Origin of the sequence: Mangrovibacterium marinum, assembly GCF_003046625.1 — a bacterium.
Taxonomy (GTDB): Bacteria; Bacteroidota; Bacteroidia; order Bacteroidales; family Prolixibacteraceae; genus Mangrovibacterium; species Mangrovibacterium marinum.
In genome coordinates, this window is sequence record NZ_QAAD01000003.1 from 240050 (window position 1) to 259056 (window position 19007).

At 46.7% G+C, this 19007-nt stretch carries 19 protein-coding genes; 7 read left to right on the forward strand and 12 right to left on the reverse strand.

The window, feature by feature from the left end; translation table 11 throughout:
• Positions 1 to 199 precede the first annotated feature (199 nt).
• The 3 genes from amaB (at position 200) to C8N47_RS04300 (ending at position 4112) form a co-directional block, all read left to right on the forward strand.
• A complete protein-coding gene (gene amaB / locus C8N47_RS04290; protein WP_107821282.1) occupies positions 200 to 1753 on the forward strand; it encodes an L-piperidine-6-carboxylate dehydrogenase in 1554 nt (517 codons plus the stop codon).
• Between the two features lie 21 nt (positions 1754 to 1774).
• Positions 1775 to 3121: a saccharopine dehydrogenase family protein gene (locus C8N47_RS04295; protein WP_107821283.1), complete on the forward strand. Its 1347-nt coding sequence runs from the start codon at positions 1775 to 1777 to the stop codon at positions 3119 to 3121.
• Between the two features lie 67 nt (positions 3122 to 3188).
• Positions 3189 to 4112 carry a DUF1338 domain-containing protein gene (locus C8N47_RS04300; RefSeq protein WP_107821284.1) on the forward strand — a complete coding sequence of 308 codons (924 nt, stop codon included), beginning with the start codon at positions 3189 to 3191 and terminating at the stop codon, positions 4110 to 4112.
• Between the two features lie 74 nt (positions 4113 to 4186).
• Here C8N47_RS04300 and C8N47_RS04305 read toward each other — a convergent pair whose 3' ends face one another.
• On the reverse strand, positions 4187 to 5470 hold the full coding sequence (locus C8N47_RS04305) for an MFS transporter (protein ID WP_107821285.1): 1284 nt from the start codon (positions 5468 to 5470) through the stop codon (positions 4187 to 4189).
• Positions 5471 to 5875: 405 nt separating this feature from the next.
• On the opposite strand from C8N47_RS04305, the gene C8N47_RS04310 reads away from it, so the two are divergent.
• The gene (locus tag C8N47_RS04310) at positions 5876 to 6133 is read left to right on the forward strand and encodes a hypothetical protein (RefSeq protein WP_107821286.1); all 258 of its coding nucleotides are present in this window, start codon (positions 5876 to 5878) and stop codon (positions 6131 to 6133) included.
• A gap of 169 nt (positions 6134 to 6302) precedes the next feature.
• Positions 6303 to 6914 (forward strand): trimeric intracellular cation channel family protein, encoded by a 612-nt coding sequence (locus C8N47_RS04315; protein WP_107821287.1) that lies wholly within the window; start codon positions 6303 to 6305, stop codon positions 6912 to 6914.
• Positions 6915 to 7012: 98 nt separating this feature from the next.
• Here the strand turns inward: C8N47_RS04315 and C8N47_RS04320 are convergent, their stop codons facing one another.
• The 10 genes from C8N47_RS04320 to C8N47_RS04365 all read right to left on the reverse strand — a co-directional run bounded on the left by C8N47_RS04320 (position 7013) and on the right by C8N47_RS04365 (position 15311).
• The gene (locus tag C8N47_RS04320; protein ID WP_107821288.1) at positions 7013 to 8131 is read right to left on the reverse strand and encodes an ABC transporter permease; all 1119 of its coding nucleotides are present in this window, start codon (positions 8129 to 8131) and stop codon (positions 7013 to 7015) included.
• 44 nt (positions 8132 to 8175) lie between these two features.
• Positions 8176 to 8535: a four helix bundle protein gene (locus C8N47_RS04325; RefSeq protein WP_107821289.1), complete on the reverse strand. Its 360-nt coding sequence runs from the start codon at positions 8533 to 8535 to the stop codon at positions 8176 to 8178.
• A gap of 56 nt (positions 8536 to 8591) precedes the next feature.
• Entirely contained in the window at positions 8592 to 9698 is a 1107-nt protein-coding gene (locus C8N47_RS04330; protein ID WP_107821290.1) for an ABC transporter permease, read from the reverse strand.
• 64 nt (positions 9699 to 9762) lie between these two features.
• Positions 9763 to 10134, reverse strand: coding sequence for a GxxExxY protein (locus tag C8N47_RS04335; RefSeq protein WP_107821291.1), 372 nt, complete (start codon positions 10132 to 10134; stop codon positions 9763 to 9765).
• Between the two features lie 67 nt (positions 10135 to 10201).
• Positions 10202 to 10996, reverse strand: a complete 795-nt coding sequence (locus tag C8N47_RS04340; protein ID WP_107821292.1) for an ABC transporter ATP-binding protein — start codon at positions 10994 to 10996, stop codon at positions 10202 to 10204.
• The gene (locus C8N47_RS04345) at positions 10993 to 11370 is read right to left on the reverse strand and encodes a four helix bundle protein (RefSeq protein WP_107821293.1); all 378 of its coding nucleotides are present in this window, start codon (positions 11368 to 11370) and stop codon (positions 10993 to 10995) included. Before C8N47_RS04345 ends, C8N47_RS04340 begins: the two co-directional genes overlap by 4 nt.
• A 13-nt stretch (positions 11371 to 11383) precedes the next feature.
• Positions 11384 to 12424, reverse strand: coding sequence for an ABC transporter ATP-binding protein (locus C8N47_RS04350; protein WP_107821294.1), 1041 nt, complete (start codon positions 12422 to 12424; stop codon positions 11384 to 11386).
• 106 nt (positions 12425 to 12530) lie between these two features.
• Complete coding sequence (locus tag C8N47_RS04355) at positions 12531 to 13412, reverse strand: HlyD family secretion protein (RefSeq protein ID WP_107821295.1); 882 nt, start codon at positions 13410 to 13412, stop codon at positions 12531 to 12533.
• Positions 13413 to 13427: 15 nt separating this feature from the next.
• Positions 13428 to 14690 (reverse strand): TolC family protein, encoded by a 1263-nt coding sequence (locus C8N47_RS04360; RefSeq protein WP_107821296.1) that lies wholly within the window; start codon positions 14688 to 14690, stop codon positions 13428 to 13430.
• Between the two features lie 9 nt (positions 14691 to 14699).
• Positions 14700 to 15311, reverse strand: a complete 612-nt coding sequence (locus C8N47_RS04365; RefSeq protein WP_107821297.1) for a TetR/AcrR family transcriptional regulator — start codon at positions 15309 to 15311, stop codon at positions 14700 to 14702.
• Between the two features lie 265 nt (positions 15312 to 15576).
• Between C8N47_RS04365 and C8N47_RS04370 the strand changes: the two genes are divergently transcribed.
• Positions 15577 to 17268 (forward strand): ATP-binding protein, encoded by a 1692-nt coding sequence (locus tag C8N47_RS04370; RefSeq protein ID WP_107821298.1) that lies wholly within the window; start codon positions 15577 to 15579, stop codon positions 17266 to 17268.
• 83 nt (positions 17269 to 17351) lie between these two features.
• Here the strand turns inward: C8N47_RS04370 and C8N47_RS04375 are convergent, their stop codons facing one another.
• Complete coding sequence (locus tag C8N47_RS04375) at positions 17352 to 18284, reverse strand: DMT family transporter (protein ID WP_107821299.1); 933 nt, start codon at positions 18282 to 18284, stop codon at positions 17352 to 17354.
• A gap of 215 nt (positions 18285 to 18499) precedes the next feature.
• On the opposite strand from C8N47_RS04375, the gene C8N47_RS04380 reads away from it, so the two are divergent.
• Positions 18500 to 19006, forward strand: a complete 507-nt coding sequence (locus C8N47_RS04380; protein WP_170111284.1) for an RNA polymerase sigma factor — start codon at positions 18500 to 18502, stop codon at positions 19004 to 19006.
• Position 19007 lies beyond the last annotated feature (1 nt).

Genomic DNA, 19007 nt, shown 5'->3' on the forward strand with positions numbered 1-19007 from the left:
CTTCAAATTTGAATGTTCGCGTGCTTGTTAACAACATGGATCTCCGTTACGGAGGTTCATGTTGTTTTGTTGATTGCCGGAGGAATATCGCAAGTCCAAAAAATCGGCTAAAAACCGCTGCAATTCCCAACAAAAGCCATAACTTCAAGGTGATATCTACCAAATCAACCCTAAAACGACAATCAAAAAGCACGCACTCATGAAAACGCACGATCAATTTGGCATTCAGGATGCCCTAAGGCAACTCAACATTCAAGCGGAGAACAATGGAATATGCACCGGCACCCAATGGCTCACCGGCCAAGGCGATCCGATCAGTTCCTACTCACCGGCCGACGGACAACTTGTTGCTCAAGTAAAACAAGCCAGCCTCGATGACTACCGGCAAGTTGTTGAAAAGGCAAAATCAGCATTTCCAGAATGGCGTAAAGTGCCGGCTCCGGCACGCGGCGAAATTGTTCGCCAAATTGGTCTGGAACTGCGAAAATACAAAGAGCCGCTGGGCAAGCTGGTCTCGTACGAAATGGGGAAAATTTACCAGGAAGGTTTGGGTGAAGTGCAGGAAATGATCGACATCTGCGACTTCGCTGTTGGCCAGTCGCGCCAGCTCTACGGTTTCACCATGCACAGCGAGCGCAAGGCACACCGCATGTACGACCAGTATCATCCGCTGGGCATTGTCGGGGTGGTTTCGGCCTTCAACTTTCCGGTAGCCGTTTGGGCGTGGAACGCCATGCTGGCGCTGGTTTGTGGCGATGTTGTGCTCTGGAAACCGTCGTCCAAAGTGCTGCTTTGCGCCATTGCCGTTCACCGGATTATCGCCCGGGTTCTGAAAGAAAACAAGGTTCCCGAAGGAGTCGTCAACCTGGTGGCAACCAGTTCAAAATATTTGGGTGACGAGCTGTTCAGCGATACCAACATCCCGCTGGTCTCCTTCACCGGCTCAACCAAAGTGGGCAAAAAAGCCGGCGGACTAATTGGTGCCCGGCTCGGAAAAGCCATTCTGGAACTGGGTGGCAACAATGCGATCATCGTCACCCCAAACGCCGATTTGGAGATGGCCATGCGAGCCATTGTGTTTGGCGCTGTGGGAACCTGCGGACAACGTTGCACCTCAACCCGCCGCATCATTGTGCACGAATCGGTTTATCAACCATTAAAAGAGAAACTGGTTTCGGTGTACCAGAGTGTGAAGATCGGCAACCCGCTCGATCCGACAACCTTGGTGGGCCCGCTGATTGATAAAGGTGCTGTTGCAACATACCTTTCAGCTATCGAAAAAGTAAAAGCCGAAGGTGGTACGATTCTTTGCGGCGGAACCGTACTCGACGGCGACGGCTACCAATCGGGCTGCTATGTTGTTCCGGCCATTGCCGAAGTTGAAAATCATTACAGCATTGTGCAGAACGAAACCTTCGCCCCGCTGCTGTACCTGATCAGATATACAGAACTCGACGAAGCAATCGCGATCCACAACGATGTTCCGCAGGGATTGTCATCAGCCTTGTTCTCCACCAACCTGCTGGAAACCGAAAAATTCCTGTCGTGTGAGGGCTCCGACTGCGGTATTGCCAACATCAACATTGGCACTTCGGGCGCGGAGATTGGCGGTGCCTTTGGTGGCGAAAAAGACACCGGCGGCGGCCGCGAGTCCGGCTCCGATGCCTGGAAAGCTTACATGCGCCGGCAAACCAACACCATCAACTACAGCCGCGAATTACCCTTGGCGCAGGGAATCGAGTTCAATGTTTAATTCCTGAATCAACAAGACAGCATGAAAAGAATTCTCATCATCGGAGCCGGACGCTCCTCCTCCAGCCTGATTAAATACCTGCATCAGCATACCGCAGAGTATAGCTGGGAGCTTGTTGTTGGCGACCTCGATCCGGAGACTACCAGTCAACGGATTGGCCACGCTGCCAAACTCATTCAGTTCGATATCCTGCAGGAAGATGAAAGCAGTCAGGCCATCGCGCAAGCCGACCTGGTGATTTCCATGCTGCCTGCTAAATTTCATATTTTAGTGGCCAAACTCTGCCTGAAACACGGCAAGAACCTGCTAACACCTTCCTATGTGAAAAACGAGATGAAAGTGCTGGAGCCCGAAATCAAGCGGCAAGGATTGTTCTTTTTGAATGAAATGGGACTAGACCCCGGCATCGACCACATGTCGGCCATGAAAGAAATTGATGCCATCAAAGCGGCCGGGCTGGAACTGTTGGGCTTCGAGTCGTTTACCGGCGGGCTTGTTGCTCCCGAGTCGGACGACAATCCCTGGCATTATAAACTGACCTGGAACCCGCGCAATGTGGTGCTCGCCGGGCAAGAAGGAACGGTCAAATTCCGCCAGGAAGGCAACTACAAATACATTCCCTACAACCGGGTTTTCCGCCGTACCGAGCTAATTGAAATTGAAGGATACGGTTCGTTCGAAGGTTATGCCAACCGCGATTCACTTCAATATATCGATCGGTACGACTTGCAGGGAATTCCGACAATCTACCGCGGAACCCTGCGCCGACCAGGCTTTTGCCGCGCATGGAACGTATTTGTGCAGTTGGGCATGACCGACGATAGCTATCAGATGGAAGGCCTGTCGACCATGACCCGCCGCGATTTTACCAACTCGTTCCTGTACTACCATCCAAGCGATTCGGTGGAAACCAAACTGTATCACGATCAAAATATTCCGCAGGATTCCGACATCATCGGCAAACTGAAATGGCTGGGCATTTTCGACCATGTTCCCATCGGGCTCAATCAAGGTAGCCCTGCCCAGGTGCTGGAGCATATCCTGAAGGACAAATGGAAATTATCGCCCGATGATAAAGATATGATTGTGATGTGGCATAAATTCACCTATCGCGACAAGCTGGCCAAACGAGTGATCGAGAAACACCTCTCGCTGGTTGTCATCGGCGATGATCCGGTCAACACCGCGATGGCCAAAACGGTTGGCTTGCCTTTGGGTATCGCTGCAAAACTACTCCTGACCGGAAAGCTAAAGCAAAGCGGATTATTCCTCCCGACCATCCCGCAAATTTATCTGCCCGTACTGGCAGAACTGGAGCAATATGGCATCGGATTTCGAGCGCAAACAAGCAGGTCCCCGCAGCAATAACTATCAAAAGCCGATCGACGTAAAATGGCTATGTGTAACGCGAACTTCACTCCCAAAATAGGAAAACATGAAAATCACGAGCAAACAAATCCTCAGCCAGCTGCTGGATGCCCTTTGGCAACAATACATTCAGCGCGTATCATACGCCAAAACCTATGCCGATCTGGTGACTGCCAAAGGCGGGAAAGTGGTCAACGACCATATTGCTTTCCGAACCTTAAATACGGTGACCGGCAAACAACCTCATGGCATCGGAGCAATTTGGCATATCCTGGATGCCCTTCAATACAAACCTGTTTCAAACTATAAATTTACCGACAAAAAACTGAGTGCCATCCATTTTGAGCATCCCGACAAACAATTCCCTAAAATCTTTGTCAGCCAGCTCGAAGTCGGGGAACTTCCGCCTTGGGCACAAGAGCTGATTAACGAGCATGTAAAAGATACGCACTATCATCTTTCGGAAATTGCTTGTCTGGATTTACTCGAATTGCACAAAAATGAAGAACTGGAAGAGTCGGCCGTAAAAAACCTCACCCGCGAGCTGACGCACTACTTTGCCAGACCTTGGGGAATTCCCAAACAGGAAAACGTTGAAAAGCTCAACGAGGTATCGCAGTATGCCGCATGGACCTTGTTGCACGGCAACTCGGTGAATCATTTTACAGCCTTCATCAATTATCAGGATGTAAAAGAATGGCCCGACTTGCAAACTACCTGCGAGGCCTTAGCTGCGGCAGGCATCCCCATGAAGGATCGTATTGAAGGACAAAAAGGCAGTAAACTGCAGCAATCGTCTACCCAGGCCGTCACCGAACTGGTTGATGTGATCAGAGCCGACGGCAGTCAGGGAAAAATTCCGTGGAGCTATGCTTATTACGAACTGGCCGAGCGCGGCTTTATTGAGCAAGACGGACGGCAAGTGTTGTTCTCCGGCTTCCTTGGCGAACAGGCCACACACCTGTTTGAAATGACCAAAACGCACGATTAAAATAAAAGCCTCAACAAACTGCTGAGGCTTTCTTTGTTATGGACAACGGGTTATATGAAGTGCTCCCGTCGGAGCTATTCCGTTCGTTCTTTAAAATCACCCAGGGTTTTGGTAAAAATGTAAATGGCCACAATGCCCAGCACCACGTGAACCGCTAATGTGTACATGATGTATTCCGGCTTGCCGGCTGTCTCAAACACGCCCATCAAACCAGTATAAAGACCACTTAAAGTGGCTCCGATAAAAGTTGCCAGAAAATTGGTGCCCATATAAAGTCCTGCTTTCTCTTTGGGGGCAATCCACATGATGTATTCCTGAATGCGCGGCGAAGATATCATTTCCCCCACAGAAAACAAAAACACCCCCAGAAATACGTAGTTGTTGGATACGGTTACCGACATGGCCAACACGACAAAGGATATAGCGGCGACAAATAAACCAAACAAAAATGATGGTATGGCAGGGCGTTTTTCAAATAAACTTGAAACAACCAGCTGAAAAATGATGATAATATAGCCTGTCTGCGAAATCGCTTCCGCATTAATTTTCCACACCCCCTGATCGTTGGTCGAGATGAATTGCGTGACGGATGTACCCAGCACCGATTTTACCGACTCGTAAAGGGCATTGGTATCCATAAAGTCGTTGATATAAACTGCCAGAGTATTGAAAAAAGCCCAGAAAGGCAGCCAAAAGAAACCCCCCAACAGCACCAGAAAGCTCAAAAATTTCAGGTCGGACAGGGCTTCTCCCATATCCCGGAATTTTTGTTTCAGGGTAACACCTTCCAGGTCGCGCTTGGGCTCTTTGTAAAACAAAAGCGTAATGACAAACATCAAACTAATCGTTGCTGCTGCGGTGTAAAACACATAATCCCACGACCAACCGCGCAGTTTTCCCATAACAATTGGGCCGAAGGACGCTCCAATATTGACCATCTGGTAGAAAATACCGAAGCCCAGCGTTTTGTTGGTTGAATCGGTTGTAGCCCGAACTGTTGACGAAACCAGCGGCTTAAAAATCCCGGCTGCAAAACCAATCGTCAACATGGTCAGGGCAATGCCATTGAACGACTTGGTAAAAATAAGCAACAGGATAGATGGCAAATAAGCCATGTACGACACCAGCAACAATTTTTTGAAGCCGTACCGATCGGCAAAAGTTCCGGAGAACAGGGGCATCAGGTACGACAAGGCCAGAAAAATACTTTGAATGATCCCCAGATCGCCTTTCGAGAAGCCCAGCTCCCCCAGGTAAATGCCGAAACTGAGGTAAATACCATAATAGGCAAAGCGTTCCAAAACTTCAATGATGTTGGCAACCCAAAACACGTTGGGGAATTTTGATCTTTTAGTCATGCTAATATTATTCCGTATTTTTAGAAGTAAATTTTGATAAAGCAGGCAAAGTAACGATTAACGAGTTATTTTTCCGCGACTTTTCGCAGCTTTTTGCTATTCTGTAACGCACGGCTTCCCCCAACCGATGCCCTTCCGAATAACCCCCTCCTGATTCCGGGGAACTCTCGAACAGCAAGGGAAGTCGGTGATTTTCGATGATCCGGTTGTCATGGTTGTCACAAGTTGTCGGGTTGTCGTCCCAAACAGCGCCAACGAGCGAGCGGCCTTTTATTTATTTAGCGTGACAGGCTCCCAGCAATCCCGGAGGGATGCCATTGGGGTAGCTTAACGACGACAGGGGGAAATTCCGTCCCGTACGGGACGGGACAATCTTCATGTTATCGTTTGTGCTACCCAAATTGAATGGCTAAAGCCATTGCTGAAAAAACCAAAAGTAGAGCCGTGTCAAGTTTGACAAAGCAAGAAAAACCCAAAAGTGGAGCCGTGTCAACTTTGACATTGCGAGAAAAACAATCTCCCCTCCTGATTCCGGAAAATATCCAACGGCAACGGAAGTCGGCGATTTTCGGAGATCCGGTTGGCATGGTTGTCGTTCAAAACATCATCAAAGCCACTTTTCAACAACACCTACAGACCTATTTTAATTCCGCACAATTCTGATAAAAACAGAACAACAAGTCACAAACTCGATTACATTTGCCGCAAATTTGAACAGACAGCGGCCTGACTCAAGTTCAGGACGACTAAAGGACTGACCGGGTGAGGTTGAAGTCACCCGGTCAGTCGCTTTTGCCACTTCGAATCCGTTTCTTTTTTATTTCTTTGCGCCATGAATTTATTACTGCTTTTCGACTATATCGGAACCTTTGTATTTGCCATCAGTGGTACGTTGACGGCTGCCAACAAGCGGCTCGATTTTTTCGGGGCCACCATGATTGGCTTTGTCACGGCGGTGGGCGGCGGCTCGCTGCGCGACATGATGCTGGGCGACACGCCGGTTGCCTGGATGCGCGACCTGAACTACTTTTGGCTGATTATTGCCGGTGTGTTGGTGACCATCGCCTTTGGGAAGGTGGTGATGACGCTGAAAAAAACACTCTTTCTTTTCGATACCATCGGGATTGCCGTGTTCACCATCATCGGTCTGAAAAAAGCCTTGATGATGGGCATCAACATTCCCCTGGCCGTGATGATGGGACTGGCCTCGGCTGTGGTGGGCGGTGTCATCCGCGACACGCTCTGTAACGAGCTGCCCCTGATCTTCCACCGCGAAATTTACGCAACAGCCTGTATTGCCGGAGCGCTCGTCTATTTGCTGTTAAACTTTCTTGGCATGAATGAGCATGCCTGCGAAATCGCGACGGTAGGGTCAATCATCACGATCCGGCTTATTGCTGTGCGCTTCGATATTGCACTCCCAAAAATTGAACTGAAAGAATAGCTTCAACCTTTGTTCATCAATAGATCTTTCGATTTTCAGATCTCAGACGGTCAGACATTCGTTATGCGTCATTTTAGCGCGTTTGGGAAAACCACTGGTCAACTTGTCTTCCGATAGCGCCAGATGGCCAGCGACAGAAAAGAAATCCCGATGATGGTCAGTGAAACAAACTCCTCCAGCAAGTCGCTAAAACCGGAGCCTTTCAGGCACACCATGCGCATGATGCGGATGAAATAATAGATCGGGTTGAGCCGGTCGAGCTGCTGCGCCCAATGCGGCATACTTTCAACCGGGGTGAAAATTCCGCCCATCAGTACGAAGACCATGATGAAAAAGAAGGTGACAAACATGACCTGCTGCTGCGTTTCGGTGACGGTGGAAATAAACAAACCAAGACCAAGTACGCCGACCAGGTAGAGCGCGCCGAAGCCAAACAGCAATACCAGGCTTCCCTCAACCGGCAGATTGAAAACAAGGCGGGCAATCAGCAAGCCAAAAGCCAGGTCGAGCAAGGCAATCACCAGGAAAGGCAACAACTTGCCAACAATGAACTGCCATTTCTTAATTGGCGTCACATTCAGCTGCTCGATGGTACCCATTTCCTTTTCGCGCACCAGGTTCATTCCCGATAGGAACATGCCAATAATCGTCACCAGGATCGACAAAATTCCCGGCGCCATGTACCATTTGTAATCCAACTCGGGGTTGAACCAGTAATTGTCGCGCGCATCAACCCGCATCGGCGGATTAAAGTCGGGCAGGCCTTTCCAGCGCATGATGATTTGCTTGTTGTAAGCTGAAATGATATTGCTCGTGTACTGGTAAATCAGCGAAGCTTTGTTGCCATCAATGGCGTTGATCAGCAGTTGCACGTCCGCTTCATCCTCCCGAACCAGCGAGCGCTCGAAATCCGGCGGAATCACCAACACAAAATCCGACTCTTCCTTTTTCAGTTGGTTTATGCCGTCCTCTAAATCGAACGAAGCATCGTGAATATTGAAAAAGGGCGACGCCTCGAAATGATTAATCAAGCCGCGGCTGGTATCCGACAAATCCTGATCGACCACATAAATATCGACATTCTTCAGGTCGTAGGTGGCCGCAAATACCAGCACCAGCATCTGCACCAGGGGCAACATGACAATCATTCGCAACATGGTTTTGTTCCGTCTGATTTGCGCAAATTCTTTTTGTAATATGTATTTGATCGTTTTCATATAGAGCTACAAGTTTTTAGCTGCAAGCTTCAAGTCGAAAAGACTTATTCGTTAGTTTTCAAACTTCGTAAAAGACCGGAAATCATTTTTTGTTCTTCCTGAACTTTATCGACCAATTCACCAAATTTATCATTCGAAAGAAACTCCAATTTATTGGCAATAATGAGTTGTGTTTCCAGCTCAAAGGCTGAACCCAGCGAAATATCCAGAAACCGACCAAAGTCCTTATCTGAATTCCGCCCCGAACCTTCGGCAATATTTGATGGAACCGAAACCGCTGCTCGTCTCATTTGGCTCGTCAATCCATAGATTTCTTCCTTCGGAAAGTCCTGAGAAGAATGATAAACGTCGACAACTACATCGATTCCGTGTTGCCAAACTTTTAGCTTTTTAAAATCTTTCATTATTTCAGTATTTAGGTTTCAAATTTCTTGAAGCTTGAAGCGATCTACTTGCAGCTTCACTCTAACCTCACCTTAAACTTCTTCACCGCAACCACCACAAAAAACGCAGTCATGCCCAGTAACACCAACGTTTCTTTCCAGACGTAGGCCATGCCAACGCCTTTGAGCATGATGTTCCGAAGGATAATGATAAACCATTTGGGAGGCATAATATTGGAGACAATTTGTAAGGGCAGTGGCATATTTTCGATGGAAAAAATGAAACCCGACAACAAGATTGTTGGCAACATCAACGCTATTACAGAGATAAACATGGCCACCATCTGCGTTTTAGCCAATGACGAAATCATGATGCCCAAGCTAAGGGCCATGAGGATAAAAAGTATGCTTTCGCCCAACAACAACCCCCAACTCCCCTTGATTGGCACTCCAAAAACGAAATGTCCAATCCCCAAAATAACGAGGGCATTGATAAAAGATAAGACCAGATAGGGTGTCACTTTTCCCAGAATGATCTGGGACGGACGAAGCGGCGACACCAGCAGAATCTCCATGGTCCCGAGTTCTTTTTCGCGGGTGATGGAGATGGAAGTCATCATGGCGGAGATCAACATCAGAATCATCGCCATGATGCCTGGAACAAACATGTAAACCGACTTCAGGCCTTCGTTATAAACCATGCGGACTTCCGGCTCAATTTGCATCGGCAGGTGCAGGTTGCCCATTTGTTTGAAAATATAATCGTTGATGATTCCGGTGGTGTAGGTGGCCAACATTTTTCCGAGGTTCGGATCGGAGGCATCGGCAATGATCTGCACATCGGCTTTTCCCTCGCGCTGCAGCTTCCGGCTAAAATCGCGTCCGAACACCAGCACTTCCTTTACCTTGCCTTGTTTAAAAATGGCTTCAATATCCGCCGTGCTCTCCAGATTCTGGTCGAGCAAAAAGTAACCGGACGACATCAGCTTGGTCGTGATCTCCTGCGTTACTTCATCTTTCGACTGGTCGTAGATGGCAATGCGCGCATCTTTAATCTCGTTGGTAATCACTGTTCCAAACAGCATAAGCTGAATGATCGGAATCCCAAACAGGATGATCATTGTCCGCCGGTCGCGAAAAATGTGAAAGAATTCTTTTTTGACAAAACCGAGAAAGCGATCCATATTCTATTTTATTTTTGCTAACCACAGAGTTACACTGAGTTTTTCACAGAGTATCACAGAGCAGCTAATTAGCAAGTCTTTTTATTCCGTGTTTTAATGAAGCTACGTTGAAATTCAGCAATAAGCCAATTTTGCATCCGGACAGTTTCAAATAAGTCAAAACCTGAGCAATATGAACGTCCGACAATGCTTCAACCGATTTGATTTCAACAACAACTTTGTTTTCAACAAGCAAATCAATTCGGTACCCAGCATCTAATTTCACGTCTTTGTACACCAGGGGCAACGCTTTTTGCTTTTGAACCAAAAATCCTGATTGGATCAATTCATAAAATAAACATTCTTCGTAGGCACTTTCCAACAACCCAGGCCCAAGCGCAGAATGGACGTTGTAAGCACACCTTAAAATTTGTTCTGTAATTTTATTAATTTCCATAATCTGTCGAATTTATTATCTGTGAAACTCTGTGTTTTCCTCTGTGTCCTCTGTGGTTAAAATTGGCTCAGTCGGTCCGTGTTGCCCCGCGTGCCAACTGCAAAAACACCCCATTCATATCTTCCGAATTGAATTGCTTTTTCAGGACATCGGGAGTGTCGAGGGCGGCGATGCGGCCATCCACCATAATGGAAACCCGGTCACAGTATTCCGCCTCATCCATGTAGTGTGTGGTCACAAAGATGGTCTTCCCCTCGGCAGCAGCTTCGTAGATAAAATCCCAAAACTGGCGGCGGGTAATCGGGTCAACACCGCCCGTTGGCTCGTCCAGAAATACGATTTGCGGATCATGCAACAATGCGATCAAGAAAGAAAGTTTTTGCCTCCATCCCAACGGTAACGATGCAATCAGCTTATCACGTTCGGGCTCCAGACCAAGCTTCTTCAGCATCCGGTCTTCCTTTTCCTTCCGCTGCTGACGCGACAACCCGTAAATACCGGCGTAAAAGCGAATATTCTCGGCAATCGTCAGATCCTCGTACAACGAAAACTTCTGGCTCATGTAACCAATATTCCGTTTGATCAATTCAGCCTGTTTGTACACGTCGTAACCACCGACTGTGAGTTCACCGGAGGTTGGGCTGCTCAAACCGCAAAGTATCCGCATGGCGGTGGTTTTCCCGGCACCATTCGCTCCAAGGAAACCAAAAATCTCCCCTTTGTAAACCTCGAAAGTCAGGTGGTCATTAGCAACAAAGTGCCCGAATTTCTTGACGAGATTTTTGACTGATATGACAGTTTGCAAGTGTTCAGTCACAGTCGCGGTGTTCAGTGCGCTCGTATCAGTTTTATCCTCTTTCATGATTCTTTTTCGTTACAACCAAATTTGCCCGGGTGTTGAATCATGTAATTGATTAGCCTGCCAACTTCCTTGGTTTCATCAAACATTTCCTCGTGCTGCTTAGCTGAAATATAGTCGCATGCCAATGCGAAATCTAACCAAACAGCCGTTTCACTATTCTCTCCATCGGAATCCGTCAACTTGCTAATAAAGTGTCTCACATATATTCTTTTCCTGTAGGCTTCAGCAATGTTGGCACAAACAGACCGCGACGATCTCCGAACCTGGTCAGTTAGCGAATAGGTTTCTTCTTTCGGGAATCGTTTCGAAAGTTGAAATATCTGCATCGATAAACTGAACGCTTTTTGATATGCCAATAACTCTTTAAAATCCATAACGATTTATTTTTTATCCGTTTCTACTGCGTCCCCTCTGAGACTGAGACTGAGACTGAGACTGAGACTGAGACTGTGACTGAGACTGTGACCGCGACTGAGACTGAGACTGAGACTGAGACTGAGACTGCGACCGCGACTGTACACTTTCACTCTCCCCCATCAGTGCCATAAACACATCCTCGATTCCGGCTTTGATGAATGAAGATCGCACCTGCTGATGATTGAGTTTTTCGAGATGTGCTTTTACTTCGTCCGGTTGAAGCTGATTGTTCGACGGCGTGATGTGCACAAACTGACCAAAGGCGTAGGCTGTTTCCACTTGATCCCATTGGCGCAAATCCTGAATCAGCCGGTGCATCTCGTGGGAGCGGGCAGCCAAAAGCGGGCGATCGTAGTCGTTGACGATTTGTTCCGGCGAATTAATGCTGAGAATATCCCCTTTTTGCATCAAGGCAACACGGTCGCACAAACCAGCCTCGTCCATATAAGGCGTCGAGACCAAAATGGTAATTCCTTGCTCTTGTAATTTTTTCAGCATCTCCCAGAATTCCTTCCGCGAAACAGCATCCACGCCGGTTGTTGGCTCGTCGAGCACCAAAATCCCGGGCTTGTGAATCAACGCGCAAGACAGGGCTAGCTTTTGCTTCATCCCTCCGGACAGTCTTCCCGCTAACCGATCTTTGAAAGGCTCGATTTGCACATAAATATCGCGGATGAGTTCGTAGTTTTCTTCAATCGTCGTTCCGAAGACCGTTGCGAAAAACGACAAGTTTTCTTCTACGGTCAAGTCCTGATACAACGAGAAACGTCCCGGCATATAACCCACAATCCGACGAATCTTCCGGTAATCTTTCACCACATCCAGGCCGCTCATCCAAGCTTGCCCGCCATCCGGCAAAAGCAAAGTCATCAAAATGCGCATCAAGCTGGTTTTGCCAGCGCCATCCGGACCAATCAAGCCAAACAACTCGCCTTTTTCCACCGAAAAAGAAATGTCCTTCAGGGCCTGAACGTCGTTGTATGATTTCGATATGTTTTCAACTTTAATCATCGTTTAACTATTTAACCACAGAGGACACAGAGAAAATCACAGAGTTTCACGGTGAGCGTTCAATGGTAAATTGTAAATCGTTCAATTGTAAATTACACAACACTGATCACTCAAAATTCACTTCTCCCGGCATGCCGATTTTCAGGCGGCCATCGTTCTTCACTTTTACTTTGACGGCATAAACCATCTTCACCCGTTCTTCTTTGGTTTGAATGATTTTGGGCGTGAACTCGGCCTCCGCGGAAATCCAGTCCACCACTCCCGTCAGGTGTTGATTCGTTTTTTTGTCTTCATCGATTAATACCTGCACCTGCTGTCCCAATTTCACATGCGGCAGTTGCGCTCCGCTAACATACACCCGAAGGTCCAGCTCCGAAAGATCGGCCAGCTTTACCAGGGCTTTCGAGGGAGCTGCCAACTCGCCCAGTTCGGTATATTTCTCCAGAATGGTTCCCGTTACCGGGCTTGTAATCACCGATTTTTCCAGCTGATTTTCGGCTGATGCGATCTGTGCCTGCAGTACCGCGAGCTCGCTGTTAATTGCAGCAAATTGGGTTTGCTGACTTAAAACCTGCTGCCCGAGCACCCGCACCTGGCCGTCGATATCGTCGACCTGCTGTTGCGTTGCCGCTTTATCGGCAAACAATTTATGCACCCGGTTCTGGCTGATCTTTGCATTTTTCAACTGCTGCTGTAACACATCAATTTCAGCCCGAAGGTTGACTTTTTTAACAGCCACTGCTTCCACCTGGGCCTGCAATTGTTCAATCTGCAGTTTTACCGTGCTGCTATCGATAACGGCCAGCACATCGCCCTGCTTCACCTGGCGACCTTCTTCTCCTTCAAAACGCACCAGTTTTCCGGAAATTTCTGAAGAAACAATGGTCTCGTCGGCCTCGAAGTTTCCGTAAGCATCAGATGTTTCGTCGCCATTTTTGCAGGCTGATGCCAGCACAACGAGCAAGAGTAAAAGATAAATTCGATTCATAGTTATGTGTGTATTTTATTGTCCGAGTAAATTCTGATAAGTAATTTTTGCTGCTTCCAGCTGCACTTTGTGTGTTTCAAAAGTGATCCGGGCTGCCAGCTCTGCATTCAAGTCCTGCAAATAATCTGCTGTTGTAATTGTTCCGTTTTCAAGCTTTGAGGCCGAACTTTTCGCGATGCGTTCCTGCAGTCCGATCAGCTCCCGGTCACTTTTTAGTATTTGTTGTAATTGCTCTATTTTCCGGCTTTGGCCGTCCAAGGCAATTGTAATATTGCGTTCGAATTGCGCTTGCTCGGTTTGCACCATTTCCTGCTGCAGTTGGATAACCTCTTTGCTGCGCTTGGTTTGTTTCCAGTCAAAAGGCGTCCAGCTCAGGCCGAGGCCAACCTGGTAATAGGTATCAAAACTATCATTCAGCATATTTAAGGCAGGTCGCCCGTAGCCCGCCTGACCGAAACCAAACAACTTCGGGTTACGCGCTTTCTGTGTCAAGTCGGCCGACGCGCTCAATAAATCAGCCTGTTGGCGAAACAAATCCATTTCCGGACGCACGATTTCCGTATCCGTCCCAATTTCAGAAGTTCCGATTTCGAGATTCTGCAAATCGGAGGGCTCTTTTCCCGTGAGGATTGCCAGTGCTGCCAATGTTGTTTCCCGGCTGGTTTGTAACTCCAACTGTTGCTGAGCCACCTTGATCAACTCCGCCAAAACCTGGTCTAAATCAGATTGAAGGATTGCCCCATTAGCGAGAGCGCTTTCCATTTGCAGTTTCCGGGCCTCAAGCGTCTCCTGCTTTTTGCCCAGCAGATCGAGGTTTTGCTGAATCAGGAAACAAGAAAAAAACAAATCATCCACTTGCTTTCTCACCTGGTACAAACTGACCTCAACGCCCTGCTGGTCGGCCAGATTTTGTGCTTCCTCAACATTTTCGCGTGCTTTGGATATGCCGCCGTCCCATATATTTTGCTTCACATCCAGGTAGGCTTTGTATTGATCCTTTGAAACCGTCGGAATATCAACAGCCGGCAACGAAATTCCAATATGTGTGACATCGGATTGATAACTGGCCTGTGCATTAACCCCCAGCTGCGGCAACCACGCAGTTTTAATGTTGTCCAATTTCAAGGAACTCATCTTCTGGTACAGTTCTTTTTGTTTGAGCAACGGATGCACATCGCGCGCCCACTCCTGGCAATCTGACAGGCTTACCTCCTGCTGCGCAAAAAGCAACTGAGCAGGCAGTAACAACAGCATGATTAAACTAATTCTGGTCTTCATAAATTCGGATTATTCGGGTTGAATAGCTTTCAATACAAACGATTTGACTTCATCTTTGCGCTCAGCCAGAAACTGTTTCAAAGCTTTATCGTCACCTTTAAAAGCAACATGGTTGATTATCGGACGAACAGCGAATGGAAAAACACACAGTGCAATAATATTCACCATCAGATGCTCGGGTTTCATGGGCCTGATTTCGCCCCGGTCCATGGCTTCCTGCAACATCCGCTTTATCGGATCGACGGAAAAACCGGAGCGTTCGATGAAGCTAAAAAAGGGAGTCGCATCACGATTCACTTCTTTAACAATAAACGCCGGCAAGAACGGATATTTTATCAGCAAGTCGAGATAAGTGCCTACGGCCTGTTCCAGCTTTTCTGAAAAAGGCAGTTCCGAAAATATGATTTGCCCAATCCGCGGAAAAGCAATGCCGATGAGCTTTGTAAAAATGGCATCGAATAACTTTTCCTTACTTCTGAAATAATAGTGAAGCAATGCTTTATTGATTCCTGCCCGGTCTGCAATCTCCTGCATGCGGGCGCCATCCATCCCTTTCTGAACAAACACGTCCGTAGCCGCATCAATAATCTTGTCCTCCGTATTGTCTTTTTTAACTTCCATTTTTCTATTTGGTTTAACTACTTGGTTAAAACTGCTGCAAACCTAAAACATTTCGAAATACAAGTCAATAGTTTTGACCAAAAAATTTAACCAGGTGGTTAAATTTCGATTTAAAGTACCCGACAAGCATGAATTCGAAAGGCAATCAAGCCGTCATTCACCTTGAAAAAGGAAATTAAAAGTAAAAAGCGCAAGAAATACAGCAAAGGGGAACCAAATACTCCATCTCTATTTCTATTTTTAGCGCGCTTAAAGTACACATGGAATGAAACTTCACCTAAAAATCTCGCTATTATTACTTTCGTTTGCTGCTGTTCTAATCATTTCGTTCACCTCCATCACCTACGTTAACCGTGCGGTACAAGATGTTTTCATGAAGGAGAATGAACGCAACCAGGCTCAGATCATCGACAAAGTTATTGCGATTAAATTCGGTTCCCTCAAGCAAATTGTCGACGACAATTCAGCTTGGGACGAGTTGATCGAATACACGCACAAGCCCGATTCCGTTTGGGCGATTGACAACATCGATTTCATGGTCAATGTCTTCAACCACTCAACCGTTATGGTTTTTAACCAAGATGACGAGCTTATTCACCAGTTTTCAGATTCGAGCCTCATTGGTTCGTATTATCAGCCAGACAAGACGGCGATAAAAAACATATTTGCACAATCGGCCTATTGCCACTACTTTCAATATTCAGGCAATCAACTGATTGAGTTTTACGGAGCCACGATTGTCCCGTCAGCTGATGCAACCGAACGAAAAACCGAACCACAAGGTTATCTGCTGGTCGGTGAAGAATGGGATGAGGCGTACCTGAACAATCTTTACGAATCGACCGGATTTGACACAGAACTCATTGCGACAACCGACTCTTCACCGATCGAACTCGATCGAGAGCGCGAGTGCATCATAAAGGAGCTCCACGGTGCTAATGGAAAAACAGTTGCCAAAGTTGTTTTCAGCCGGGTGAGCCCCATTCAACGGGACCTAAATAACTTTCTCCTCCTGACCCTATTGATCTCCTTCATTGCGTTATTGGCACTTATTGTCTTCATCCTTTATTTCCGCCGGATTTTAGTTGAACCATTCTCAATAATTAACCGCACACTCGAAACAAACAACCAACGATTCCTGGATAGACTTCGGTCGAAAACGCCGGAATTTGTTAAGCTGAAAGAACTTATTCTCAACTTTTTCAAACAGCAGGAAGAGCTAAAATCCAACAATGCCCGACTGCTCGAATTAAATGGCACAAAGGATAAACTTTTCTCCATTATCGGGCACGACTTGCGTAATCCAATCGGAAATATTTTATCCGCGTCCGGCATCATGATTGAATCAATTCAAGAGCAAGATTCTGAAAACATCGAAATCCTTTTGAGTTTAATCGAAAAAGAAAGCGGCGAGGCTTTAAATTTACTGGAAACGCTTCTAGATTGGGCTAAAACACAAACCGGCAAACTACAGTATTCACCGAAACGAGTCCATTTAAAAGAGATTATTGATCGGGTATCAACCAATTTAAGCTTTTCGGCCCGCATGAAAGAAATCAAGATTGAAACGGTGGGCAATGTTGATTTTGAAGTTTACGCCGATTACAACATGATTGTAACGATTCTTCGCAATCTGATTTCGAATGCCATAAAATTTACAAACCCGGGAGGCTGGATCCGAATTTCGGCATTGAGAAATGAAAACGAAATCGAATTCCAGGTTGAGGATAATGGCATCGGAATGGACGTTAAAGCTGCTGGTAGACTATTTAAAGCCGAAACGAATTATTCGACTTACGGAACCGCCAATGAAAAAGGAACCGGGTTAGGCTTGATAATTTGTAAAGAGTTTATCGAAAAGCACGGCGGAAGCATCCGTGTTGAAAGCGAAAAAGGGAAAGGGTCCTGTTTTATTTTCAACATCGTGGAAAAGAAAATCAGCCAACAAGAACAGTAACCAGACCTGGATGAGAAAAGCATTTCCGAGGCAGTCAAATTGTAATTCCCCCTCGTAATACCCCCTGATTTTCGAGTGCAGGATCATTTTCCAGCCCTTGCTGCCAACCGGTTTGCTTTCCGGTTCGAGTAGTTCATCACCAATAGCGATGAAGCAATCACCAGCATACCGATGATGGAGACAAGCTCCGGTTTTTCATCGGGCATAATTAACCAACTGAGGATCGCTCCCGAAACCGGGATCAGGAATTTCCAGGTATTCAGTTCCGAAACCTTCACACCCGGCCGGCCAAGCAGCGTAAACCAGATGGCAAAAGCCGCTGCCGAGAGAAAACTCAGCCAGCCCAGCGACACGAAATATTCGACAGAAACGCCTTTCAACCCATAGCCTTCAATCGGAATTGAAATAACGACCAGGGCAAGTCCTCCGAAAAATAAAGATGCTGAACTCAGGACCACCGGCGACAACTGCTTCGGCTTCTTGGTCACCAACACATTCGCGAAACCGGAAACCAGGTTATTGCACAACAACAGCGCCACCCCAAGCAAACTAATCTGCTGTCCCACCGGCAAATTCGAGCGCGAAAAAGTGATCAGCGCCACGCCCACAACGCCAAAGATGATACTGATACTTTTCAACCAGTCCATTTTATCGTTGTGCAGCGTGAAATGAGACACCAACGAGATGAACAAGGGTGATGAACCAATAATCATGGCTGAAGCCGACGCCGGCAGCAAATTAATACCCGAATAAAAGAGCATATAAATCAGTACCGTTTGCAGCAATGCAACCTTGGCAATGAATTGCCAGGCGCCTTTCAACTGCCCCCAGTATGACTTCAGGTTATTAAAATACATCATAATTAAAAGGCCAGAGATCGTAAAACGAACACCGGCAAACTGAAAAGGCGTGTGGTACTTCAGGCCGATTTTAACGCCAACGAAGGCCGAAGACCATAGCAAACAGGCTATTACCGCCAGAACAACAGTATTTGAAAAAACAGACTTCTTAATCATGCTGCAAAAGTGCCCCTATTTTCTTTGAAAACCCAAACAAATAAATGATTTCGGAGTCGGTTGTCCCCTTTTCCAGAAGACTAATCCACTTGCAATTTAGCAGGACGACTTTTTGTTGCCTTAGTTTTTTTATCGACGATCGGCAGGCATTTTGTAAAATAAACGTTTTACAATTACTATATTTGTACAAGTACAAACAACCCAACAACCGAAGAATGCACCTGGACAATGATGACAAGCAGTGGTTCGCATCAATTTTTGATCAACATTACGAACACATTCGAAATTACGTGTACTACCTGTCTGGCGACATCACGCTTTCGGAAGACTTGAGCCAGGATGCCTTTCTTCAGATTTGGGAAGAACGAAAAAGCTTGAACAGAGCAACGGCCCGTTCGTACCTGTTTACCATTGTTCGCCATAATTATTTTAAACACTACCGCCGAAAGGCTGTCAAAATCAATTTTATAAACGCTCAAATCAGGGAAGAAGAAAATGAATCGCCTGAATTTATCTTAGAACTGAAGGAATTTGACCATTTATTACAGCGGGCAATTGCTAAAATACCCGACAAAACCAGGGCAATATTTTTAATGAGCCGGATCGATTCGATGAGCTATGCCAACATCGCTCACGACCTCAATATCAGCCAAAAGACAGTTGAAAAACACATCACTAAAGCCTTAAAGCTTTTAAAGAAGAAAGTGAACCGAAAACTGTAAG